At 73.0% G+C, this 22,920-nt stretch carries 18 protein-coding genes; 6 read left to right on the forward strand and 12 right to left on the reverse strand.

Translation table 11 applies throughout. The features are described from left to right. The first annotated feature begins 79 nt into the window (after window positions 1-79). Complete coding sequence (locus ACQPZA_RS35750) at window positions 80-1,177, forward strand: LacI family DNA-binding transcriptional regulator (protein ID WP_433276846.1); 1,098 nt, start codon at window positions 80-82, stop codon at window positions 1,175-1,177. A gap of 12 nt (window positions 1,178-1,189) precedes the next feature. Further along, complete coding sequence (locus ACQPZA_RS35755) at window positions 1,190-2,002, forward strand: SDR family oxidoreductase (RefSeq protein WP_433276848.1); 813 nt, start codon at window positions 1,190-1,192, stop codon at window positions 2,000-2,002. Between the two features lie 129 nt (window positions 2,003-2,131). Here ACQPZA_RS35755 and map read toward each other — a convergent pair whose 3' ends face one another. Then, entirely contained in the window at window positions 2,132-2,911 is a 780-nt protein-coding gene (gene map, locus ACQPZA_RS35760) for a type I methionyl aminopeptidase (RefSeq protein ID WP_169397275.1), read from the reverse strand. Window positions 2,912-2,944: 33 nt separating this feature from the next. On the opposite strand from map, the gene ACQPZA_RS35765 reads away from it, so the two are divergent. Next, complete coding sequence (locus tag ACQPZA_RS35765; protein WP_433276850.1) at window positions 2,945-3,217, forward strand: helix-turn-helix domain-containing protein; 273 nt, start codon at window positions 2,945-2,947, stop codon at window positions 3,215-3,217. A gap of 3 nt (window positions 3,218-3,220) precedes the next feature. On the opposite strand, the gene ACQPZA_RS35770 is transcribed toward ACQPZA_RS35765, so the two are convergent. The 5 genes from ACQPZA_RS35770 to ACQPZA_RS35790 form a co-directional block, all read right to left on the reverse strand. Further along, window positions 3,221-6,406, reverse strand: a complete 3,186-nt coding sequence (locus ACQPZA_RS35770) for a helicase HerA domain-containing protein (RefSeq protein WP_433276852.1) — start codon at window positions 6,404-6,406, stop codon at window positions 3,221-3,223. After that, window positions 6,403-7,008 carry a hypothetical protein gene (locus ACQPZA_RS35775; RefSeq protein ID WP_312859530.1) on the reverse strand — a complete coding sequence of 202 codons (606 nt, stop codon included), beginning with the start codon at window positions 7,006-7,008 and terminating at the stop codon, window positions 6,403-6,405. The genes ACQPZA_RS35770 and ACQPZA_RS35775 overlap by 4 nt, the downstream gene beginning before the upstream one ends. A 296-nt stretch (window positions 7,009-7,304) precedes the next feature. Continuing rightward, the gene (locus tag ACQPZA_RS35780) at window positions 7,305-8,213 is read right to left on the reverse strand and encodes an NADP-dependent oxidoreductase (protein WP_433276854.1); all 909 of its coding nucleotides are present in this window, start codon (window positions 8,211-8,213) and stop codon (window positions 7,305-7,307) included. Beyond that, window positions 8,210-9,370, reverse strand: a complete 1,161-nt coding sequence (locus tag ACQPZA_RS35785; protein WP_433276856.1) for a pyridoxal phosphate-dependent aminotransferase — start codon at window positions 9,368-9,370, stop codon at window positions 8,210-8,212. Before ACQPZA_RS35785 ends, ACQPZA_RS35780 begins: the two co-directional genes overlap by 4 nt. 25 nt (window positions 9,371-9,395) lie before the next feature. After that, window positions 9,396-10,385, reverse strand: a complete 990-nt coding sequence (locus ACQPZA_RS35790) for an alanine racemase (RefSeq protein WP_433276858.1) — start codon at window positions 10,383-10,385, stop codon at window positions 9,396-9,398. Window positions 10,386-10,446: 61 nt separating this feature from the next. Between ACQPZA_RS35790 and ACQPZA_RS35795 the strand changes: the two genes are divergently transcribed. Both ACQPZA_RS35795 and ACQPZA_RS35800 read left to right on the forward strand, forming a co-directional pair. Next, entirely contained in the window at window positions 10,447-11,814 is a 1,368-nt protein-coding gene (locus tag ACQPZA_RS35795; protein ID WP_433276860.1) for a glutamine synthetase, read from the forward strand. A gap of 72 nt (window positions 11,815-11,886) precedes the next feature. Beyond that, the gene (locus ACQPZA_RS35800; RefSeq protein ID WP_433276862.1) at window positions 11,887-13,158 is read left to right on the forward strand and encodes a Bcr/CflA family efflux MFS transporter; all 1,272 of its coding nucleotides are present in this window, start codon (window positions 11,887-11,889) and stop codon (window positions 13,156-13,158) included. A gap of 85 nt (window positions 13,159-13,243) precedes the next feature. Here ACQPZA_RS35800 and ACQPZA_RS35805 read toward each other — a convergent pair whose 3' ends face one another. Further along, window positions 13,244-14,098 carry an LLM class flavin-dependent oxidoreductase gene (locus ACQPZA_RS35805; protein ID WP_169399802.1) on the reverse strand — a complete coding sequence of 285 codons (855 nt, stop codon included), beginning with the start codon at window positions 14,096-14,098 and terminating at the stop codon, window positions 13,244-13,246. Between the two features lie 143 nt (window positions 14,099-14,241). Continuing rightward, window positions 14,242-14,883, reverse strand: coding sequence for a YczE/YyaS/YitT family protein (locus ACQPZA_RS35810; protein ID WP_433276865.1), 642 nt, complete (start codon window positions 14,881-14,883; stop codon window positions 14,242-14,244). A gap of 115 nt (window positions 14,884-14,998) precedes the next feature. On the opposite strand from ACQPZA_RS35810, the gene ACQPZA_RS35815 reads away from it, so the two are divergent. Next, the gene (locus ACQPZA_RS35815; protein WP_433276867.1) at window positions 14,999-16,954 is read left to right on the forward strand and encodes a TPM domain-containing protein; all 1,956 of its coding nucleotides are present in this window, start codon (window positions 14,999-15,001) and stop codon (window positions 16,952-16,954) included. 52 nt (window positions 16,955-17,006) lie between these two features. On the opposite strand, the gene ACQPZA_RS35820 is transcribed toward ACQPZA_RS35815, so the two are convergent. The 4 genes from ACQPZA_RS35820 to ACQPZA_RS35835 are packed head-to-tail and all read right to left on the reverse strand — an operon-like array spanning window position 17,007 to window position 22,489. Continuing rightward, complete coding sequence (locus ACQPZA_RS35820) at window positions 17,007-19,331, reverse strand: glycoside hydrolase family 3 N-terminal domain-containing protein (RefSeq protein ID WP_433276869.1); 2,325 nt, start codon at window positions 19,329-19,331, stop codon at window positions 17,007-17,009. Between the two features lie 34 nt (window positions 19,332-19,365). Continuing rightward, window positions 19,366-20,283 (reverse strand): carbohydrate ABC transporter permease, encoded by a 918-nt coding sequence (locus ACQPZA_RS35825; RefSeq protein WP_433276872.1) that lies wholly within the window; start codon window positions 20,281-20,283, stop codon window positions 19,366-19,368. Further along, complete coding sequence (locus ACQPZA_RS35830) at window positions 20,280-21,179, reverse strand: carbohydrate ABC transporter permease (protein ID WP_433276874.1); 900 nt, start codon at window positions 21,177-21,179, stop codon at window positions 20,280-20,282. The genes ACQPZA_RS35825 and ACQPZA_RS35830 overlap by 4 nt, the downstream gene beginning before the upstream one ends. Beyond that, window positions 21,176-22,489, reverse strand: a complete 1,314-nt coding sequence (locus ACQPZA_RS35835) for an extracellular solute-binding protein (protein WP_433276875.1) — start codon at window positions 22,487-22,489, stop codon at window positions 21,176-21,178. The genes ACQPZA_RS35830 and ACQPZA_RS35835 overlap by 4 nt, the downstream gene beginning before the upstream one ends. Window positions 22,490-22,920: the final 431 nt, after the last annotated feature.

A 22,920-nucleotide genomic window follows, 5' to 3' on the forward strand; every position in this document is an offset into this window, starting at 1 on the left:
GCCCGGGCCGGCGTTAGCGTGCCCACGGGAACCGGTTACAGGAACCGGGCCCGTCACCGCCTGAGCCGGGGGTTGCGCGATGCCAGTGGGCTCGGCGAGGGAGGACGCGACCGCCGCCACGATCAGCCAGGTCGCGGCGGCCGCGGGGGTGTCGCGAGCCACCGTCTCGCGCGTGATGAACGGACGCGCCACGGTGGCGCCCGAGCTGGCCGAGCGCGTCCGCGCCGCGGCGGCCGCCCTCGGCTACAGCCCGAGCCCGGTGGCTCGCAGCCTCGCGCTCGGTCGCACCTCCACGGTGGCGTTCGTCGTGCCCGACCTGTCGAACCCGGTGTTCCAGAGCGTCCTGCGCGGGCTCGGTCAGGCCGCCGCGAAGGAGGGGCACCGCCTCATCGTCGCCGAGTCGAACGAGGACCCGGCGGAGGAGACGCTGCTCGCCGTGGAGATCCGGCGCCGGGTGGACGGCATCGTCCTGGCCGCCTCCCGGCTCCCGGACGACGAGCTCGCCGAGCTGGTTCCCCGGCTCGAGCCGGTCGTGCTGGTGAACCGCGAGGTGCCGGGGCTCGACGTGCCGTCGCTCTCGGTCGACCACCGCGCGGGCGTCCGCGACCTGGCCGCGCATCTGTTCGAGCTGGGTCACTCCCGCCTGGTCTACCTGGCGGGCCCGCAGGCCAGCTCCTCGGACCGGGAACGGCTGCACGGGCTGCGCGCCGCTGTGTGCGACACCGCCGGCGCTGAGCTGGTGGAACTGCGCTGCGGATCGGGCTTCGCCGACGGGCAGGCCGCTGTCCCCGCCGTGGTCGCCTGCGGTGCCAGCGGAGTGGTCGCCTACAACGACCTGGTGGCCTTCGGCGCGCTCAGCGGGCTGCACGAGCTGGGCATCGCGGTCCCGGAGCAGATCTCCGTGGTCGGCTTCGACGACATCCCGTTCGCCCGCTACACCACGCCCCCGCTCACCACCGCCTCCGTTCCGCAGTTCGACCTCGGCGAGCAGGCATGGCAACGGCTATGGGCGTTGCTGCAGGACGGTCCGCCCCAGCACAACGTGACCTACCGGCCGCGGTTGGAGGTGCGGGGCAGCACCGGTCCGGCCCCCGGGGCTGCCGGTGGGGAGGTGACCACTTCGCAGGTGGCCGACAACCGGGGACCTACCGTCGATCCGTCGCCGTCAGCGTTGTAGAAGGAGTACGGATTGATCGTCGTCACCGGAGTCACCGGCAACCTCGGCGGGCTCGTCACGAAGGACCTGCTCATGCGCGTGCCGGCCACCGATCTCGTCGCTGTTGCGCGAAACCCCCAGAAGGCCGCCACCCTCGCCGACCAGGGCATCGAGGTCCGCGCCGGGGACTACGAGGACCCCGAGTCGCTCCGGACAGCCTTCGCGGGCGCCGACGTCCTGCTGTTCGTCTCCTCTCCCGACATCACCCCGGGCACCCGGGTGCGCCAGCACGGCAACGTGATCGACGCGGCACGGGCGGCCGGGGTCGGCAGGATCGTCTACACCAGCGCCATCGGGGCGCAGGACGGCGTCGGGTTCCTCGCCGACCACACCACCACCGAGAAGCTGCTCCGCGAGTCCGGCGTGCCACACACCCTGCTGCGCAACACGTTCTACATGGGGGCGCTCGTCAACCCGGCGCTGCGCTCGGCCGTCGAGTCCGGGGAGCTGCTCGCCGCAGACGGCGGGCAGCCGGTGAACTTCGCGACGATCGCCGACCTGGCCCTCGCCGCCTCGGCCACGCTCACCGGCCCGGAGCACGACGGTGCGGCATACGAGGTGCGCGGCCCGCTGTGGACGGTGCCCGACCTCGCCCGCACCCTCAGCGAGGTCTCCGGGCGCCCCGTCACCTACCGGGCGGTGCCCGCCGACGACCTGGGGCCGGCCGCGTTCGTGCACCGGCTCATCGCATCGGGCCTGTTCGCGCAGCCGTCCGACGACCTCGAGAAGCTGCTCGGGCGGCCGGGCACCGGCCTGCGCGACGCCGTGGCGGCGGCGCTGGCCTGACGCCCGGTGGTTGCCGGGTGTCGGTGCGGTGACGTCGCGGCGGCCGGCGGGCGACTCGCGCACGAAAAACGGGCGACTCGCGGGACCCCGGCGGGCGACTCGCGGGCCGGAAACGGGCGACTCGCGGGGTCAGCTGGTGGGGCGGCCTGCGGTGAGCACCCGGGGGCCGTCGTCGGTGACCGCGATGGTGTGCTCGGCGTGGGCCGCCCGGCTCCCGTCGGCGGTGCGGAGCGTCCAGCCGTCGGGGTCGGGGCGGTAGGCGTCGGCCCCGCCCGCGTGGAACATCGGCTCCACCGCGATCACCAGCCCGGGCTTCAGGACGAGGCCGCGGCCAGCGCGGCCCTCGTTCGGGACGTGCGGCGCCTCGTGCATCTCCCGCCCCACGCCGTGGCCGCCGTGACCCTCCAGCAGCCCGTATCCGCCCGATCGTCCGACGGAGCCGATCGCGTGGGCGACGTCGCCCATCCGGGCTCCCGGCACCGCGGCGGCGATGCCGGCGGCCAGGGCCCGTTCCGTGGTCTCGATGAGCGCGAGGTCCTGCGGGTCGGCCGGACCCACCACCGTGCTGAAGGCGGCGTCGGCGCACCATCCGTCGAGGTGCACGGCGAGGTCGACGCTGAGCAGGTCCCCTGGCCGCAGCGGTTGTCCCGACGGGATCCCGTGCACCACCGCGTCGTTCACGCTCGCGCAGATCACTGCGGGGTAGGGGGACGGGGCGAACCGCGGGTGGTATCCCAGGAAGGTCGGGCGCGCACCCGCGGCAGCGATCCGCTCGGCGGCGAGCGCATCGAGCTCTCGCGGCGTGACACCGGGGGCGGCATGCTCGCGCACGGCGGTGAGCACGTCGGCCACGATCTTCCCGGCTGCCTCGACGGCGTCCACCTCGCCCGGGGTCTTCATCTCAATCATGCGGATAACTATACCGGTATTACTATTGGCGTCATGGTGCGCGTCCCCCTGACCCCGGCCGACCGCGAGCGCGGCGAGCGGCTCGGCCGCCTGCTCCGCGAAGCCAGGGGGGAGCGCAGCCTCGCCGATGTGGCCGGCGCGGCCGGAATCTCGGCGGAGACCCTCCGCAAGATCGAGACGGGCCGCATCCCCACCCCCGCGTTCTTCACGGTCTCGGCGCTGGCCGGGGCGCTGAGGCTGTCGATGGACGAGCTGGTGGTCGCGGCGGCGCCCATGTCGGAGGAGCCGGACGCGCAGGCGGTCTGACGATCACCCCGCCCCCGCTGCGGCGCGAGCGATGACCTCCTCCACGGTGAGGGCGCTCGACGGGTGGTGGCTCAGGCACATCGGCTCCTGCACCTTCTCGAACGCCAGACCCTCGCCCGCCACGTAGAACTGCCCGGACGTGAGCCGCGAGATGTCGCTCACGTGGCCGCCCTTGGCCCTGGCGAGCTCGGTGGCGGCGTTGATCTGGGCGCCGGAGTTGAGGAACCCGAAGAACTGCGTGGCGGCGTTGCCCGGGATGCGGTTGTGCAGGCCCTTGGGCGCCTGCGTGGCGAACACCAGCCCGAGCCCGTACTTCCGTGCCTGCGAGGCCAGGGAGATGGTGCTCTCGGTGCAGGCGGTCATCGCCCCCGACGGCGCGAACGTCTGCGCTTCGTCCATCACGAAGAGCCCACCGAGCGGCCGGTCCCCCGCCGGGTTCGCCTTCACCCACGAGAACAGCGCCATCTGGAGCTGGTTGACGAAGCTCTGGCGCTGCTCGTCGGAGGGCAGGCCGACGAAGCTGATCACCGAGATGCGCGCCCGCTTCCCCTCCCGCGGGGTGAGCAGCACCGAGGGGTCGGCCTTCTCCCCGGATCCGCCGAACAGCGGGTCGTTGATCATGGCCGCCGTCAGCGCTTCCGCCATCTCCGCGGCGAGCTTCTGGCCGTTGCGCAGCCCGCTGATGCCATCGGGCAGGTCGCCGAGCAGGTCGATGAACCCGCCGAGGGACGAGGCGCCGTGGCCCGCGTAGTAGGTGAGGACCTCCCGCAGCACCGCCCGGCCCGACTCGACCTTCCGCCCGGTCAGCTGCGCCCGGGGAGCGAGACTCGCGACGGCGGCACCGACCGCGATCGCGAACTCGTCGTCGTCACCGAGGACGGCGGCGAAGTCCGGGAGCGGCTGGAACGACAGCGGCCGGCCCTTCGAACGACCGGGCGTCCACACGACCACCTCGGTCTGGTCGAGGTAGGCCGCGGCCTTCTCGCCGTCACCGTCGCGCCAGTTGTCCGGCGGCTCCGGCCACGCGTCGCCCAGCCGGGCCAGGTCGTTGTTGGGGTCGAGCACGATCGCCGACACCCCGTGCAGCGCGCACTCCTCGACCAGCCGCCGCAGCAGCACCGTCTTCCCCGACCCCGATCCGGCGAAGACGACGGTGTGCTTGCGCAGCGACTCGAGCGGCACGTGCACGTCGCGCTGGTCGGCGGCGGACCGGCCGACCGGCACGGTCGGTACCCGGGGCCGGGGCACGGGGCTGGGGCGCCATGCCGCCGGGGGTTCCGGACGTTCACCGGTCTCCTCTGGGTCGTCGACGGCCTGCTCGTGCGGCGGCTCGACGACCAGCGGAGGCGGCACCGGTGCGGGCACGACCTCCGACGGGACGGGCGCGGCGCCGGCCAGCGTGCGCCGGAAGAGCTCGGTCGATCCGGCGGGCCTGCGGGCGGCGAGCCATTCCAGGAACCCCGGCTTCTGGGGGCGCTGCATGACCTCCAGCGCCGCGAAGGTGCGCAGGTCGGCCTCGCTGATCGGGACGACGATCCCGCCCAGCTCCTCCAGCTCGGTGACGACCCGCGCCGTCACCGGGCCGCTCGGCCACGGCGCGTTGCGGATCACCACGAGCGTGCGCTTGTCCCCGCCCGCCCCCACGCCCGACTCCGTCCGCGCCGAGCCGATCCGGCTCTGCACGGCGCGGGGATGCTGGTGGGCGATCGCCCGGAACGCGACGTGGATCTCGTCCTCGGTCTGTTCGTCGAGGGTGCGCCGGAGCCGGGCGTGCAGCGCGGGCTTGCGTCCGCGCGCCTGGTCCACCACGAGCAGCTGCCCGCTCTCCCCGAACTCCGCGATGTAGGCACTCAGGCCCGCGGTCAGCAGGGCCGGCATCCGCTCGTCCTCGCTGTCCTGGTGCAGCGGGCGCGCGACGTCGGCCTCCTCGCGCAGCCGGGCGAACCAGGCGTCCATCACCTGCAGGACCACGTCGTCGGTCGGCCCTACCGGCCCGGGACCGATCACCGGCTCGGTGAGCTCCTCCAGCTCGCGCACCTCGCCGGAGTCGAGGCAGTCACGGATGTGGGAGTCGACGCGCTGCAGCAGGCGCCGCGGCGTGAAGTTCCGCACGCCCGGACCGGTGAAGGCCGACGGCCGGACCGGCCACGTGTCGTACGGCGGGGTGAACCCGATCTCGGCGTACCAGCTGCTGAGGTGCTGCGCGACCAGCGCGGTGGCGATGTCCGAGTCGGGCATCGCGCCCTGCAGCACCGACACCCGGAAGCGGTCGGACGCGGAGTTGACGCTGTGCCCCCTGATGATCTCCCAGGACGCCGGGATGCACGCGACGATCGACAGCGTGCGGCGCGTCGCCTCCCGTAGCTCCATCAGGCCGTCGGCGATCTCGCCGACCAGGGCGTTCCGCTTCGCCTTCGCGTCGGCGGCGACCCCCGTGGCCTCGTCGGACTGGTTGATCAGCCCGTCGATCTGGTCGACCGCGATCACGGTCGGCCCGGTGAGCGCCAGCAGCCGGGACAGGTCGCGCAGCACGAGCTGGCGCGGCCGGGTGCCGGGCCGGAAGCCCCACTCCTCGCGCGCGGCGTCCTCGACGTCGCCGTCGAGGGTCAGGTAGCCGTAGCCGATCTCCTGCACGTCCGGGTGGTCGGCACGGAACAGCACGAGCGCCCGGAGGGTGTTCTGGCAGTCCGACCCGATCTGCCGGTCGACCTTGCGCAGACCGGCCACCAGCTCGTCGAGGTCCGTCCGGGACACCGGGATGGTCCCCCCGATGCGCGCCTGTCCCAGCGGCGACATGCCCGCGAGCGCCGCGAGCCTGCGCAGCAACGGGGTGAGCTGGTCGACCTGCCCGGCGTCGAAGCCGTCGATGATCCCGTGGACGGCGCTGCGCCAGAACTCGTGCCCCTCCAGCAGCTTGACCAGGAAGAAGTAGCCGTCGCTCTCCTGCACCTGCTGGCGCACCCAGCGCAGCAGGTGCGTCTTGCCCACGCCGCGCTCGCCTTGCAGCACGACGCCGATCGGACTCGCCCCGGTGCTCGCGCGCGCCGCCTGCACGGAGTTCAGCACCGACTGCGCAACCCGCTCGTGCAGGCCGTCGACGTGGTGGGTGACCGGGCTCCAGACGTCGTCCGGGGCGACCGCCCAGTTGAACTGGACGGCGGCGAGCGCCATCCGCTCCTCGTCGGTCATTCGGCCTCGATCATGAGCAGGTGCCGCTCGTCGCCGCCGAAGCGGACGGCGGCGGCGCGGTCGGCCTCGGTGAGTGTCTTCTGGTTGGACTCGGCCTGGACGTGCACGCCGGGGGTGCTCGCCATCCGTTCGAGCTCGGCGTCGACGGCCTCCCGGGACACGCCGAACAGCTCTTCCCGCAGCTCGGCGAGACCGACCCAGGCTCCTGGACCCTTCGCGAGGCGGAGGTACGCGCTGCGGATCTGCTTCCCGGCGTCCGGCTGGAAGATGTCGGAGAGCTGCTGGCCGGACCGGGCGACCCGCCGGCCCAGCCCGGCCAGCAGGGCGTAGCACGCCCCGCCGAGGTAGCCCGCCCGATCCGGGCGCTGTGCGGACAGCTCCGCGGTGCACCACGCCCAGCCGTCGTCGGTCAGCTCGTGGGCGAAGCTGCGGCCGACCTTGCGTGAGGTCACCAGCTTCTGCTCGTTCAGCCGGCGTCGGGGCGTCCCGTCCAGGGTGAAGCCGGCCGCGGTGCGCAGCTCCGCGTTCGTCAGCTCGCGGGCCTCGGCCATCAGGGCCAGCAAGGCGGCCCGCTCACGCATGGTCAGCCGGTCGGTGGGCACTGTCGTCCTCCGGGGTTCGGGGTCGTCGAGGGAAGGGCCGTGCGCCCGTTGGGATCGGCCGAGCGGGACCGGGCGGGGAGCGCGGACCGTCCAGCGGGAGCACGCGGTGTCGAGGGGAGCCGGAGCCCGGTGCGGCGGTCCGCAGGACCGTGCGGGCAGCACGGGGGGGGCGGCTTCCCGAGCCGATCACACCGGGCGAGCGAACCCTACGGCGCGTCCTGGCTCCGGAACAGCTCCATCCGGCCGATCATGAAGCGGCGGGCGGGCGAAATCGCGCTTACCCCGCCGGCAAGCCCTCAGCCGACCTGGATCACCACTTTGCCGGTGGTGTGCCCGGCTTCGACCGTCGCGAGTGCGGCACCGGCCTCGTCGAGGGGGCGGATCTCGGTGACGTGCGGGTCGAGCGCCCCGTCGGCGACGAGCTGCACGAGCGCGGTGAGCACAGCGGTGCTGCGATCCCGCTCCACTCCGCTCCCACCCAGCTGCGCCGCCAGCGGCCGGTCGGCGATCGTGACCAGCTTGGAGCGGTCGGCCAGCAGCTCGGCCACCGCACGCAACGCGTCGCCGCCGACGGTGTCGAACACCGCGTCGACGCCCTGGGGCGCGGCGGCGCGGACGCGCTCGGCCACCCCGTCCCCGTACGCCACGGGGACGGCGCCGTGGGAGGCCACGAGGTCGTGCTTGCCCGGGCTCGCCGTGCCGATGACGACGAGCCCGCGGGCGCGGGCGAGCTGCAGGGTCGGCACCCCCACCCCGCCGCCTGCGCCGTTGACCAGCAAGGTCGAGCCGGGTGGCAGGTCGAGCCCGGTCAGCGCGTCGTAGCCGGTGGCCGCGGCCACGGGGAGCGCCGCGGCGTCGGCAGGGGTGACACCGTCAGGACGGTGCGCAGCGAACGACGCTGTCACGAGCGCGAACTCGGCCCACCCGCCGACCATGCCGGGGTTGCCGCCGAACACCTCGTCACCGACGGCGAAACCGTCGACGTCCGGGCCGGTCTCCACGACGGTGCCCGCGACCTCGCGGCCGAGCACGGCAGGCAGCGTGATGTCGCCGTAGCCGCCGTCGCGCAGCTTCCAGTCGCCCGGGTTGACCCCGGCGGCCCGCACGCGGACCAGCAGCTCGCCCGGTCCGGGTACGGGCACCGGCACGTCGAGCATCGTCTCGTTCTCGGGACCGCCGAACGCGGTGAACCCGTACGCCTTCATGCCCGCACCTCCGTCCGCAGCGCGGCCAGCCGGGAGACCGCTTCCTCGAGCACCTCGTCGCGTTTGCAGAACGCGAAGCGCACCAGCGACCGTCCCAGATCGGGGTCGGCGCAGAACACCGACACCGGTACCGCGGCCACGCCGATCCGCTCGGGCAGGGTCCAGCAGAACTCTGCGCCGTCGGTGAAGCCGAGCGCCGTGACGTCGGTGACCACGAAGTACGTGCCTGCCGTGTCGAACACGGTGAAGCCGGCCTCGCGCAGCCCGTCGGAGAGCAGGTCCCGCTTGCGCTGCAGATCGGTGGCCAGCCCGCTGTAGAAGGAGTCGGGCAGCGCGAGCGCGGCGGCGATCGCGGGCTGGAACGGCGCGCCGCTGACGTAGGTGAGGAACTGCTTGACCGCGCGGACCGCGTGGACCAGCTCGGCCGGCCCGTTCACCCACCCGACCTTCCACCCGGTGACGGAGAACGTCTTGCCGACCGACGAGATGGTCAGCGTGCGGTCGGCCAGGCCCGGCAGCGTCGCCATCGGCACGTGGGCGCGGCCGTCGTAGACCATGTGCTCGTACACCTCGTCGGTGACGACGACGGCGTCGTGCTCGGCGGCGAGCTCGCCGATCAGGGTGAGCTGCTCGCGGTCGAACACGGTGCCCGTCGGGTTGTGCGGGGTGTTCACGAGCACGAGACGGGTGCGGCTGGAGAACGCGGCGCGCAGCTCGTCGGGGTCGAACCCGAACGACGGGGGCCGCAGCGCCACCGCCCGGAGCTCGGCCCCGGCCAGCGCGATCGTGGCCGCGTAGGAGTCGTAGTAGGGCTGGAACGTGACCACTTCGTCGCCGGGTCCGCACAGCGCGAGCACGGCGGCGGCGATCGCCTCGGTGGCCCCGGTGGTGATGAGCACCGTGTCGGGGTCGACGTCGAGGCCGTAGAACCGGCGCTGGTGCTCGGCCACCGCGGAGCGCAGCTCAGGGACGCCGATGCCCGGCGGGTACTGGTTGAGCCCGCCATGGATGTTGGCCGCGGCGTCGCTGAGCAGCGAGGGTGGTCCGTCGGTGTCGGGGAACCCCTGGCCGAGGTTGATCGCCCCGGTCCGCAGTGCGAGCGCCGACATCTCGGCGAAGATCGTGGACGTGTGGGCACGCATCCGCTCGACCAGCATCCCCCCACGGTATAGCGCCGGGCGGTCACCACCCCCGCATGTCGACGGCCCAGGTCTCCACGACCACGTCACCGTCCACGAGGTGCATCCGCTCGTGCAGGACCACGGTCGGGTCGACGTGCGCCGGGAGCACCCGGATGCGGTCACCGACCCGCACGGGTGTCTCCGGGGCGAACGTCGTGTGCTCGTCGGAGCAGAACCACACCTGGGCGTCGGCGATCGTGGGCAGGCCGTGGTCCATGCCGAGCGACTTGAGCCCCACGTCGACCACGGCATGCGTGGCCGCAACGGACACGACCGTGCCGAGCACCGACAGCGCCTGCCCGAACGGCACGACGGCCCCGTAGGCGGTGTCCATGAGCGCGTAGGAGCCGGCCTGGATCTCGGTGGCCCAGGTGTTGGCCACATACGTGCCGGTCCCGCCGGCGCTGATGATCTCGCCGCCCACGTCGGCTGCGGCGGCCGTCAGCAGCGCCATGGCGTCCCCGGTCATCCGCGCCCGGTCGGCCGGATCGGCCACCAGCATGAGGTGGCCCTCGTAACCCATGACCCCGCGTACCTCGAGCCCGGCGCGGCGGGCCGTGTCGGCCAGCTCACCGGCCCGCTCGGGCGGGCAGCCGCACCGGGGCAGTCCGACGTTCACGTCGACCAGCACCTCGCGCACGCCACCCGCCGCGGCCGCGACGACCGTCTCCGGCGAGTCGACGGCGACGGTGACCCGCGCTCCATCGCGCACGAGCGCGCCGAGCCTGCGGGTGTCGAGCACCTCGTTGGCCAGCAGCAGGTCCGCACCGAGGCCCGCGGCGGCCATCACCTCGCACTCCCGCACCGTGGCGCACGTGAACCCGGCGTGGCCGTTGGCATGCTGCCGATGGGCCAGCGCCGTGCACTTGTGTGCCTTCACGTGCGGGCGCAGCCGGGCCCCGGGGAGCGCGGCGCTCATCGTGTCGAGGTTGGCCTCCAGCGCCGCCCGCTCGACCAGCAACGCGGGTGTGGGGAGCTCGTCGATCCGCATGATCGCCACGCTAGTGCGGCGGTGTTGGCGCGCGGCGCGGCGGCGGAGGATCGTGCCCGCCATGACCTCTTCCGACGTACCGCTCGACGTCCGAGGCGTCACCACGGCGCTCTCCGACGCGGGAGTCGCCGGCGTGACGATCAGCTGGGCGGACAACAACGGGATCCCGCGAGCGCGCATCGTGCCCGTCGCCGCGCTGCCCCGGGTGGCCGAGGTGGGCGTGGGCGTCACCCCGCTGTTCGCGGTGTTCGACAGCTCCGACGCGATCACGTTCGCCCACGAGGGCCTCTCCACGCCCTCGGGGGACGTCCGGCTCGTGCCGGTGCTCGAGCGGCTGGTGCGGCTCGCCGGGCAGCCCGCGCTGGCGTGGACGCCGGGACGGCTCGTCGACGCCGACGGCGGCCCGTGGCCCTACGACCAGCGCGCGGTGCTGGAGCGGCAGGTCGAGGCGCTCGCGGCAGCCGGGCTGACCGCGCTCGTCGGGTACGAGATGGAGTTCGGGGTCTACGCGGAGGGCGGCCCCGACGAGCTGGTGCCCGCCCACCCCGGGGCGGCGTACAGCCCGCACGCGCTCGTCGCGGTCGACGGGTTCGTGGCGGACGTGCTGCGCGACTTCGCCGCCAACGGGCTGGAGATCGGGCAGCTGCACGCCGAGTACGGGCCGGCCCAGATGGAGCTGTCCCTGGCCGCGACCGACCCCGTCACCGCGGCCGACCGGCAGCTGCTCGCCCGCCAGACACTGCGCGCGGCCGCCCGGCGGCACGGGCTGCGGCTGAGTTTCGCGCCGCTCCCGGCGACGGCCGCCGCCGGTAACGGCTGGCACATCCACAGCTCCCTGTGGCGCGACGGGCGCAACCTCCTCGCCGGCACGGCGCAGGGCCCCGGCGCCGACGGCGCCGCCTACGTCGCCGGGCTCCTGCGGGACCTGCCCGCCATCGCGGCGATCAGCGCTCCCAGCATCGGGTCGCTGGCCCGGCTGCGTCCCGGGTTCTTCGCCGGGGTGTACGCGGTGTGGGGCGTCGAGAACAGGGAGGCGCCGCTGCGCTACGTGCCGGGCACCTCGCTGCTCGGGAACGACCACGCGAACATCGAGCTCAAGACGTCCGACGCATCGGCCAACCCCTATCTCGCGGTGGCCGCGCTGCTCGCCGCCGGGGCGGCCGGGGTGGCGGAAGGGCTACGGCTCGACCCGCCCGTCCAGTCCGATCCGGGCTCGTGGAGCGCGGAGGAACGCGCCGCGCGGGGGGTCGCCGCGCTTCCGTCCACGCAGGCGGAGCAGGAGGACGCGCTCCGCACCACCCCGCGCGTCACGGCCGTGCTCGGCGAGGAGCTGCTGGGCGCCTTCCTCGCCGTCCGGCGTTCCGACGCCGCGGCCGCCGACGGCCGTTCCCCCGACGACGTGCTGGCCGGGCTGCGCTGGCGCTACTGACCACCAATGAGCTGAATCACACCTGATCGCCGAGCGGGAACAGTCCTCCCGCCCGCCGCATTTCAGCCCTGCGTGACACTAGCTCCCGATCGTGTCCCGACGGCCGTACCGGACACCCGGGGGAAGCGGCTTCGGCTCGTCCTGGTCCTGGGCGCGTTCACCGCGCTCGGACCGCTCACCATCGACATGTACCTGCCCGCGCTGCCGACCATCGGCACCGAGCTGCACGCGACGCCGACCATCGTCCAGCTGACGCTCACGGGCACCCTGCTCGGGCTCGGGCTGGGGCAGCTGGTCGTCGGCCCGCTGTCGGACCGGTACGGCAGGCGCACCCCGCTGCTGATCGGCACCGCGGTGCACGTGCTCGCCTCGGCCCTCTCCCTGATCGCACCCACCATCGAGGTGCTGGGCGGCCTGCGCCTGCTCCAGGGTCTCGGTGCGGCTGCGGGCGCCGTCATCGCGCTGGCGATGGTGCGCGACCTCTACTCCGGCCGCGCGGCGGCGACGCTGCTCTCGCGGCTGATCCTGGTGATGGGGGTGTCGCCGGTGATCGCCCCGACCCTCGGCGGGTTCATCCTGCACTTCACCTCGTGGCGCGGGATCTTCGCCCTGCTGGCGATCCTCGGGCTGGTGCTCATCGCGGTCGCGGCGCGCTCCCTGCCGGAGACGCTGCCGCCGGAACACCGCCAGACCGACGGCGTGCTCGGGACGCTGCGCACCTACGGGGGGCTGTTCCGCGACCGCACGTTCGTCGGCCTCGTGCTCGTCGCCGGGCTCGCCCTGTCGGCCGTGCTGGCCTACGTCTCCGGCGCGTCGTTCGTCTTCCAGGAGCAGTACGGCGTCAGCCAGCAGCAGTTCGGGCTGATCTTCGGCAGCGGCGCGATCTGGCTGATCGCCGCCACCCAGCTGAACCCGGTGCTGCTGCGCCGCTTCGAGCCCCGGCAGTTGCTGCTCACCGCGGTGGCCGTGGGCGCGGCGGCGGGGCTGCTCCTGCTCGGTGTCGCCCTGCTCGACCTCGACGGGCTTCTCGGCGTGCTGCTCGCCCTGTGGCTGGTGCTGTTCGCGGTCGGGCTCGCGCTGCCCAACGCCCCGGCCGTCGCGCTGTCGCGCCACGGCGAGACCGCAGGCACAGCCGCCGCCCTCCTGGGCGCGGTGCAGTTCGGCGTCGGCGCGCTCGTCTCCCCGCTGGTGGGCGTGCTCGGCAACAACGCCGTGGGGATGAGCCTCGTCGTCGCGGGCGGCCTGGTGTTGTCGCTGGTCGTCCTCGTCACCGTCGTCCGGCCCTGGCGACTGGAGGACCTGGAGCCGTCGACGGCGAGCGAGGCCGTGGTGGTCGCGCACTGACCCGAAGTTCAGGAAAGCCACTTTCAGGCCCTCACAGGGCAGGAAAGTGGCTTTCCTGAACTTGCTGCGGCTCCCCGCGGGACCGTCAGAAGACGATCTCGGCCAGCCGGCTCACCTCGTCGGTGTCATCGGTGGTCGCGATGAGGATGAACTCGTCGGCCCCGAGGTCCTCGTAGGCCTTGACGGCCTCCTTGATCGCCTCCGGCGTGGCGGAGACGGCGCCGCCCATGAGGTTCGCGACGTCATCGCCCAGGAAGCTGTAGTAGTCCCGGACGTTGTTGCGCCCCTCGTCCTCGGCGCCGAGGTTGACGTAGCCGATTCCGACGATGCGCGGGTCGCCGGAACGGCCCGCTTCCTTCCACGCCGCACGGGCGGCCTCAAAGGACGGCGCGACCATGGACGCCGGCATCGAACCGCCGACGTACCCGACTCCCTCGCGCGCCATCCGGGCGTACGCCGCCGGGCTCCCACCGCCGAAGATCAGCGGGATCTCACGGGTGCCTGCGGGCACGGCGGGGTTGGTGCCACCGCCGACCGGCTCGCCCTTCCAGACGCTGCGGTAGACCTCGAGGTCGCGGTCCATCCGCTTGCCGCGACCGCTCATGCCGAAACCGTCCACGGCGAAGTCGTCCGGACGCCCACCGACGCCGATCCCGACGGTGAGCCGGTGACCCGACACGCCGTCGATGCCGGCGAGCTCCTTGGCCAGCAGCTCACCGGGCCACACGGGCGCGAGCATGACGTGGCTGAACAGCCCGATGGTCTTCGTGGCGCCTGCCGCCGCGGCGAGGGTGATCGTGTCGCTCACGCCCGGGTAGGCGTAGCGGCCCACGGTGCCGAGCGTGGAGAAACCGGCCTGCTCCGCGGCGGACGCGAACTGCGGAATCGTCTCGGGGCGGACGTTGCGCACCTGGTTCGGAAGCCCGAAACCGATCTTCATACAGATCTCCTTGGCGATCGCTGAGAGGGTCGAAGGTCGGCGTGTCCGGCGCCTTGCGGCCCTTGGCAGGCCCATCACTGAGCCTTCAACAAAAGCGTAGAGGCCACCTCCCGGCCGCTCCCGAGGCCACACCCAGGCCCGAATCAGGAATCCCCCGGCACCCCACGACCGTCCCGCACCGCCAGGAGCGGCAGGAACACCTGTGTGAGAGGGCCGATCGCCAGCGCGTACAACACGGTGCCCACACCGACGGTGCCACCGCACAACCAGCCCGCTGTGAGCACCATCACCTCGATGGCGGAACGAACCAGACGTACCGACCGGCCGGTGCGGGCCGCCAGCCCCGTCATCAGCCCGTCCCGCGGACCGGGGCCCAGCCGCGCGCCCACGTACGCCGCAGTCGCCACCCCGTTGAGGACGACGCCGCCCACCAGCAGCCCGATCCGGGCCGGCAGTGCCGACGGCGCCGGGATCACCGCCAGTGCCACGTCGACCACGACCGCGATCACCACGACGTTCGCCACCGTGCCGAGCCCGGGACGCTGGCGCAGCGGGATCCACAGCAGCAGCACCAGCACGCCCGTGACCGCGGTCATGGCGCCGAAGCCGATCGGCGTCTGCTCGGTGAGCCCTTCGTGCAGCACGTCCCAGGGGTTGAGCCCGAGCGCCCCACGGATCTGCATCGCCATGCTGGTGCCGTAGAGGGCCAGCCCGATCAGCAGCTGCGGGATACGCCGGGCCGGCTGCCGATGGACAGGGAGCGGACGGAGATCGACGACGGCCATGGCCTCCATCCTCGGTGCTTCCGCGCGAGCGACCATGGCCAATCCACGGCATGTGGACCTGCCGGACCGAGGTGACGCGACATGATGGCACCGTCCCCGAGCCGCGGAGGTCGCCGTGCGCAGGTTGTTCGCCATCCCGGCAGTGCTGGTTGCGCTGCTGCTCGGCGGCGCGGGCGTGGCGCCGGCCGAGCCGCCGTTCCGCCTGGTCGACCGGGTGACCGACGAGGCGGCCGTACTCACCCCCGGGCAGACGGCGCAGGTCACGGGGGCGATCGAGCAGTTGCGCACCCAGGACGGCATCGACCTCTTCGTGGTCTACGTCGACTCGTTCGACGGTGCCGCCCCGCAGGACTGGGCCGACCAGGCCGCCCAGCTGTCCCAGCTCGGCTCGGAGGACGTCCTCCTCGCAGTGGCCACCGACGACCGCGCCTACTACGTCTCGATCGCCGACGGGTTCCCGCTGCCGGAGTCCACGACGGACGACATCCGCCGGACCGACGTCGAGCCGCGCCTCGCCGCGAACGACTGGGCGGGAGCGGCGGTCGCCCTCGCGAACGGGCTGCGCACCGCGGACGCCTCGGCCGGAGGCGGGGTACCGGTCGGTCTCCTGGTCGTCGGCGGCGCCGTCGTGGTCGGTGGCGGCGCGTACGCGCTGGCGCGGCGACGGAGGAGGACACCGGCCGAACCGTCGGTGGCCGGGGCCTCGCCCACGCCGGCGGCGCGCGACGAGGAGTTCGGGAACGTCTCCAGCGACGACCTCGCCTACCGCGCCAGCACCGCACTCATCGAGGTGGACGACGCGGTGCGCACCTCGGAGCAGGAGCTGTCGGCCGCCCGGGCGCATTTCGGCGACGCCGCGGTGGCCGAGTTCTCGGCCGCGCTGGAGCAGTCGCGCGCAGAGATGCTGGCGGCGTTCGAGGTCCGCCAGCGGCTCGACGACGACCAGCCGGAGGACGAGGCCGCGAAGCGCGCGATGTACGCGGCCATCATCAGGGGCTGCCGGACCGCCGACGAGCGGCTGGACGCCCAGGTCGAGGCCTTCGACCGGCTGCGTGACCTCGAGGCGAGAGCCCCGGAGTACGTCGCCGGACTCGGCGGCCGCCTCGATGCCGTGACGGCACGGCTGCCCGGCACCGAGACGGTCTGGACCGGTCTGCAGGGACGCTACGCACCGTCCGCGCTGACCCCTGTGGCCGGCAACCTCGCCCAGGCCCGGCAGCTGCTCGCCGCCGCGGGAGCGGAGCTCGACGAGGCGAACACCGAGCTCGCCGGGCCACCCGGGCCTGCTGCCGCCGTGGTGTCCGGCCGGGCCGCTGAGGACGCGGTCACCCAGGCCGGGACGCTGCTCGACGGGATCGGGCGGCTGGAGGCCGAGCTCACCGACGCGGTGGCGCGCGTTCCGGGCGCCCGGGTTGAGGTGATGCAGGATCTCGCCGAGGCGAGAGCCCTCGCCGCCACGGTCACGGCCGGCGGGCTGGCGGCGATCGTCGCCAGGGCGGAGGCCACAGTGGCCGCCGCCGACCGGATGGCGAACGCTGCGGAACCCGACCCGATCTCCGCGCTCCGGTTGCTCGACGAAGCCGCCACGGCGCTGGACCAGGGCCTCGACCAGGCACGGATGGCCGAGGAACGGGCGCGGCGGGCCGCTGCCGCTCTCGACCAGACCCTGCTCACCGCACGATCCGGCGTGGCGGCGGCGGGCGACTTCATCGCGACCCGCCGGGGCGCCGTCGGCACGGAGGCGCGCACCCGGCTCGCCGAGGCGCAGCGGCACCTGCAGCAGGCCGGCGGCGGCGATCCCGTCGTGGCGCTCCGCGAGGCCCAGCAGGCCGACGCGCTCGCGCAGGAGGCCCTGCGGCTCGCCCAGGCCGACGTCTCCCGCTGGTCCGCGCCGTCGCCGTCGATGACCGGGGCAGGCGGCCTCGACCTGGGCAGCCTGATCCTCGGCGGGATCCTGGCCGGAGCGAGCGGTGGCCACCGCGGCGGCGGCGGTCGCGGCGGCGGCCGGCGGCCGGCCAGCTTCGGTGGGTCCGCGACGCGGGGCCGCCGTGGCGGCGGCGGCCGCTTCTGAGGCGAGCCGCCGCCGCTGTCGGAGGGAGCGGACGTGGAGCAGGGGAGCCTGGTCAGCTGCGGGTGATCGCCACCTCGACCATCCTGCGGTCGGCCGTGGTCACCTCGTGCACCGGGCCGGTCAGCTCCACTGCGCCCGTGAGCACCGGGGTCTCGCAGCTGGTGCCGACGAAGAGGTCGATCGCACCGGGCTCGACCACCCGAACCATGCGCCGGTCGCTGAACGCGAGCCGCTGGGTGGGCACGTCGAACGTCACCTCGACGCTCTCGCCCGGCTCGAGGTCGACGCGGGCGTAGCCGAGCAGCTGCACCACGGGGCGCGTCACCGCCGCGACGACGTCCGTGGCGTACAGCTGGACGATCTCGGTGCCCGCCCGGTCACCGGCGTTGGTGACCCGGCAGGTGGCCTCGATCGCCCCGTCGGTCGGCACCTGCTGCGCGGCGACACGCAGGTCGGCGTGCTCGAACGAGGTGTAGGACAGCCCGAAGCCGAACGGGCGCACCGGTTCGGTGTCGATGTTGCTCACCGAGCTGGCACCCCCGAGCTTGGGGTGCAGGTAGCTGTAGGGCTGGGCACCGACCGAGCGCGGCAGGGTGACCGGCAGCCGCCCCGACGGGTTGATCCGCCCGGAGAGCACCCCGGTGATCGCGGCCGCGCCCTCCTCGCCGGGGAAGAACGCCTGGACGACAGCGGCGCACCGGTCCAGGGCCCATCCGACGGCGTACGGCCGGCCCGTCAGGAGCACGAGGACGACCGGGGTGCCGGTGTCGAGCAGCGCCTCGACGAGCTGGCGCTGCACGCCGGGCAGGTCGAGCGACTCGGCGTCGCAGCCCTCGCCCGACGTGCCCCGGCCGAAGAGGCCGGCCCGGTCGCCGACCACGGCGACGCACAGCTCCGCCTCGCGGGCGGCGGCCACGGCGGCGGCGAACCCGGTGGTGTCGGCGGTGTCGACGTCGCTGCCGCGGGTGTAGTCGACGGTCGCCGCCGGCAGCTCGGCCCGCAGCGCGTCGAGCACCGTGGTGACGTCGAAGCCCAGCTCCGTGCCGGGGTGCAGGGCGATCACGTGGTTGACGAAGCTGTAGCACCCGAACAGCGCCGCCGTGTCGTCGGCGTTCGGGCCGACCACGGCGATCCGGCTCGCGGTTCCCGGGTCCAGCGGCAGGATGCCGTTGTTGCCGAGCAGCACCACCGACTCCTCCGCCAGCCGGGCGGCGAGCGCCCGGTGCTCCGGCGGGTCGAGGTCGATCCCGGCGTCCACGCGGGTCTCGTCGAAGACCGCGTCGAGCAGGCCGAGCCGGGCCTTCTGGTCCAGGACGCGGTGCACGGCGCGGTCGACCAGCTCCTCGGGCAGCTCGCCGGCGCGCACCTTCGCGGCCAGCGGCGCCAGGTAGGCGGTGCCGGTGGGCAGCTCGACGTCGATACCGGCCGCGAGGGCCTGCGCCGCGGCGTCACCCAGGTCGGCCGCCACGCCGTGCAGGGTGTGCAGGAAGGCGACCGCGAAGTAGTCGGCCACCACCGTGCCCTCGAAGCCCCACCGCTCCCGCAGCACACCGGTGAGCAACCCGGCGTCGGCGGCGACCGGGATGCCGTCGATCTCGGCGTAGGAGTTCATCACCGAACCGGCACCGCCGTCGAGCACGGCCATCTCGAACGGGGGCAGCAGGACGTCGGTGACCTCGCGCGGCCCGGCGTGCACCGGCGCCAGGTTGCGGCCTGCGCGGGAGTTCGAGTACCCGACGAAGTGCTTGAGCGTGGCGACCACGCCGGTGCTCTGGACGCCGCGGACGTACGCGGTGGCGATCGTGCCCACGACGTAGGGGTCCTCGGAGATGCACTCCTCGACCCGGCCCCAGCGGGCGTCGCGGACGACGTCGAGCACCGGGGCGAGGCCCTGGTGGACCCCGAGGCTCGCCATGGAGCGCCCGATCGCCGCGCCCATCTCCTCCACCAGCTCGGGGTGGAAGCTCGCGCCCCAGGACAGCGGTGCCGGGAAGGTGGTGGCCTTCCACGCGGCGAGCCCGGTGAGGCACTCCTCGTGGACCAGCGCGGGGATGCCCAGCCGGGTGTTCTCGGTGAGCCAGCGCTGCTTGGCCGCCAGGGTCCTGGCGCCCTCCACCGGGTCGATCGGCGTGGTGCCGAACGCGCGCGTCACCTGGCCGAGCCCGTGCTCGGCGAACGCCTCGAACTCGCTCTGCTCGTCCTGCATCGCGTCCTGCATGGGGGCGACGTCGCCGCCCTCCCCGGAGCCGCCCCGCCCCTCCCACAGCCCCACCAGCTGGGCGAGCTTCTCCTCCAGCGTCATGCTGGCGACGAGCTCGGCGACCCGGGGGTCGTCGCTGCGCGTCGCCGCGCTGGTGCTGGACACGTCGGTACTCATGACGTCCTTTCGGAGGTTCGGCGATCGGGGACGTTCACTTGCCGGCGCCCGCGGTGAGGCCTGCGAGCAGGAAGCGGCGGGCCAGCAGGTAGACCACCAGCAGAGGGAGCAGGGACAACGTCACGGCGGCCGTCACCAGCGGGACGTTCGTGCCGTACTGGCCCTGGAAGTCCCACAGCCCGAGCGTGAGCACCCTGACGTCGGGGTTCTGGGTCAGCACCAGCGGGAACAGGAACCCGTTCCAGGCCTGCAGCGCGGTGAAGATGCCGATCGTCGCCAGCCCGGAGCGGGACAGCGGGAGCACCAGCGAGAAGAGCGTGCGTACGGTGCCCGCCCCGTCGATGGTGATCGCCTCGTACAGCTCCTTCGGGACGTCCCGCAGGCTCGACGTCAGCACCACGATCGACAGCGGCAGGGCGAACGCGGCCGTCGGCAGGATGATCGCGAGCAGCGAGTCGTACAGGCGCAGCTGGGTGATCATCAGGTACAGCGGCACGATCACCGCCTGGGCCGGCACCGCCAGCCCGAGCAGGACGATCGAGAAGCCGGTGGAGACGAGCCTGCTGCGGCTGCGCACGATCGCGTACGCGGCCGGGAGCGCCAGCACGATCACGATCGCGACGCACGCCACCGTCACCAGCAGGTTGTTGATGAAGTAGCGCGGGAACTGCGACGTCAGGACGGTGATGTAGTTGTCGGCGGTGAGGCTCCTCGGGAGCGCCAACGGCCCGTCGCTGAGGTAGGCCCCGGACGCCCGGAAGCTCGTGACCGCCAGGAAGTACAGCGGGACCGCGACGATCACGAACCAGACGCCGGCGCCCAGGCCGCCGACCACGTTGGGCCGCCGGTAGGAGACCGACCTCCGGGACCGCTTGCGCTCCGGCTCCGTGGGCCCGCTGGACGTGCTGGGCGGAGCGGGTGGCCGCTCGGTCGAGGGGGTTGTCGCTGTCACAGTCCCTCCCGCTGACTGGCCATCTGCCGATATCCGGTGACGCGGGTGATCACGAGCGAGAGGGCCGTGCCGATCACGAGCAGCACCACGGCGAGCGCGGCGGAGTAGCCCATCTGGAAGCTGCGGAAGCCCTCGACGTACATGTGCAGCGGCAGGATCCGCGTGGCCGTGCCGGGCCCGCCGTTGGTCAGGATCAGCACGATCTCGAAGTACGTCAGCGACCCGACGACGATCAGCACGCCGGAGGTGATGATCGTGGCCCTTAGCTGGGGCACCGTGATCGACCGGAACTGCCGCCACCGGCCCGCCCCGTCCAGGGTGGCCGCCTCGTAGAGCGACTCCGGGATCGCGCGGGTCGCACCCTGGTAGAGCAGGGTGTGAAACGGCATGAACTGCCACGAGATCACGAACAGGACCACGTAGAACGCCAGTGACGGGTTGCCGATGAAGTTGCCGTCGGGCACCCCGACCAGCGGGCCCAGCACGCTCGCCAGCCCGAAGTTCGGGTCGAACAGCGTGCCCCACAGCACGGCGATCGCCGCGCCGGACATCAGCTGCGGCACGAAGAAGATCGCCGCGAGCACGGCCCGCGTGCGCTCCTTCCCCGCCAGGTAGACCCCCAGCGGCAACGCCACGGCGGTCTGCAGCAGCCACGAGAGCAGGGTGAGCATCCCGGAGAGCCGCAGCGAGTCGAGGAAGATCTGGTCCCCGGCCAGCGTCTGCCAGTTCTGCAGACCCACGAAGACCGGCGGGTTCAGCCCGTCGTAGGACGTGAAGCTGAGGTAGACCAGGGCCAGCATCGGGACCAGGGCGAACAGCCCGAAGAACACCAGCGCGGGCGCGACCCAGCCGAAGCCGGGCCGCGCCACATCGACGTGCGAGGTCGAACGACTCACTTCGAGGCCGCGTCCATGGCCTGGCCGAACTGCTCGGGGGTCATGCTGCCCAGGAACACCTGCGAGAGGTTGGTCAGCATCGACTGCGAGACGTCGGCGGCGAGAGCCTGGTCCCAGGACTGGGTGAAGGTCGGCGCCTTCTGCACCGCGGAGTAGGAGTACTGGTTGAAGGCCGCGAACTGCCCGGTGGCGACCTGCTGGTCCAGACCCTTGATCGCCGGCACCTGACCGACGTCGATCATGCCCTTGACGTAGGCCGGGCTGGTCATGTTGTCGACCAGGAACTTCGTGGCCGCCGCGACGTCCTTCGAGCTCGCGGCCACCGAGTAGAAGTTGCTCGGGTTACCGACGAGGTTCTTCGGGTCGCCCGTGCCGCCCTCGACGGCCGGGAAGTCGGCCCAGCCGAGCTTGTCGGCCTTCAGGAAGTCGGGGAAGTTGTCGTTGAGGCTCGTGACCTCCCACGACCCCATGAGCTCCATCGCCGCACGACCGCTGGTGAGCAGCGCCTGCGAGCCCTGGTTGTCGTAGTTCACGGCGGAGAAGTTGCTGCCGAACGCACCCCGGTCGACGAGATCCTTGATCTGCGTCAGCGACGTGATCACGGCGGGGTCGCTCCACGCGCCGGGCTTGCCGTCGGCGATCGCCTGGAACTTGTCCGGGCCACCGTTGCGGTCGAGCAGGTACTCCAGGTACATCAGCTCGGTCCACGGCTGCGAGCCGGCCAGCGAGATCGGCTGGATCCCCGCGGCCTTGAGCTTGTCGACGGTCTCGAGGAAGCCCTGCCACGTGGTGGGGAACGCGGTGATGCCGGCCTTGGCGAAGGCGTCCTTGTTGTAGAAGAACGACACGGGCTGCACACCCTGCATCGGGATGCCGTAGATCTTGCCGTCGATCGTGCCGACCTGCATCACGCTGGGCAGGAAGGCGTCCTTGACGTCGGGCTTCGCGTCGAGCGCCGCGGTCAGGTCGGCGACCTGGCCCGCGTCGACGTAGCCCTTCAGGTTGCCGCCGCCCCAGTTGTAGAAGATGTCGGGAGCGTTCGGCGAGCCGATCGCGGTCTGCAGCGCCGCCTTGTAGGGGTCGTTGACGTAGGTCCGGAGCGCGATGTCCGGCCCCTCGCCCGCGTTGAACGAGTCGACGGCGGCCTGCTGCACACCGTTTATGCCCTCGTTCTCGAGCGTCCACAGCGTCAGCCCGCCCGAACCGCCCGCCCCTGCGGGGCCGGCGGTGCCACAGGCGGCGGTGGCCGTGACGGTCAGTACGGCGGCCGCTGTAACCAGCGTCGTCCGCACGGTGGACCAGGTGGGCATGTGCTCTCCATCGGGGAGTCGGATCAGTGGTTGGTCTCGGCAGGCGCCCGCGTCAGGCGGCGGCCGGGACCCTGGCGTCGGCGGGCTGCTGCGGGGTCGTCCGCCGCATGAGGACGTGCGGAACGTGCGTCGGGGGCACGTGAAGGGGAGAGTTCGCCTCGTCCGGACCCGGCCCCGCGACGGCGGGAACGGCCACGACATTCCCGGCCGGAGCCGGCGCTCCGGCGGTCGGGAGGGCACGCCGGGATCGACTGGTCACATGACTCCCCTTCGAGCCGGTGCCGAAACTTTCCGAGACTTGCGAACTGAGGGCCGACCGTAGGTTTCCCGCCCGCCCCCGTCAAGGCCCCGCCGGTCCACCGATATCGCGCTGTGACCGGCAGAAAGTTTCGGCTAGCATTCGCGCCGCCTCAGGCCCGAACACGGGAGGA

Source organism: Pseudonocardia xinjiangensis (genome assembly GCF_050948425.1).
GTDB lineage: Bacteria > Actinomycetota > Actinomycetes > Mycobacteriales > Pseudonocardiaceae > Pseudonocardia > Pseudonocardia xinjiangensis.

What these genes read in the sequence shown, in the direction of transcription:
- ACQPZA_RS35795 (WP_433276860.1), top strand. Translation starts at nt 10,447, where the DNA reads ATGACCTCTTCCGACGTACCGCTCGACGTCCGAGGCGTCACCACGGCG.
- ACQPZA_RS35835 (WP_433276875.1), bottom strand. Translation starts at nt 22,489, where the DNA reads ATGCCCACCTGGTCCACCGTGCGGACGACGCTGGTTACAGCGGCCGCC.
- map (WP_169397275.1), bottom strand. Translation starts at nt 2,911, where the DNA reads ATGATTGAGATGAAGACCCCGGGCGAGGTGGACGCCGTCGAGGCAGCC.
- ACQPZA_RS35765 (WP_433276850.1), top strand. Translation starts at nt 2,945, where the DNA reads ATGGTGCGCGTCCCCCTGACCCCGGCCGACCGCGAGCGCGGCGAGCGG.
- ACQPZA_RS35805 (WP_169399802.1), bottom strand. Translation starts at nt 14,098, where the DNA reads ATGAAGATCGGTTTCGGGCTTCCGAACCAGGTGCGCAACGTCCGCCCC.
- ACQPZA_RS35780 (WP_433276854.1), bottom strand. Translation starts at nt 8,213, where the DNA reads ATGAAGGCGTACGGGTTCACCGCGTTCGGCGGTCCCGAGAACGAGACG.
- ACQPZA_RS35790 (WP_433276858.1), bottom strand. Translation starts at nt 10,385, where the DNA reads ATGCGGATCGACGAGCTCCCCACACCCGCGTTGCTGGTCGAGCGGGCG.
- ACQPZA_RS35750 (WP_433276846.1), top strand. Translation starts at nt 80, where the DNA reads ATGCCAGTGGGCTCGGCGAGGGAGGACGCGACCGCCGCCACGATCAGC.
- ACQPZA_RS35820 (WP_433276869.1), bottom strand. Translation starts at nt 19,331, where the DNA reads ATGAGTACCGACGTGTCCAGCACCAGCGCGGCGACGCGCAGCGACGAC.
- ACQPZA_RS35810 (WP_433276865.1), bottom strand. Translation starts at nt 14,883, where the DNA reads ATGGCCGTCGTCGATCTCCGTCCGCTCCCTGTCCATCGGCAGCCGGCC.
- ACQPZA_RS35785 (WP_433276856.1), bottom strand. Translation starts at nt 9,370, where the DNA reads ATGCTGGTCGAGCGGATGCGTGCCCACACGTCCACGATCTTCGCCGAG.
- ACQPZA_RS35770 (WP_433276852.1), bottom strand. Translation starts at nt 6,406, where the DNA reads ATGACCGACGAGGAGCGGATGGCGCTCGCCGCCGTCCAGTTCAACTGG.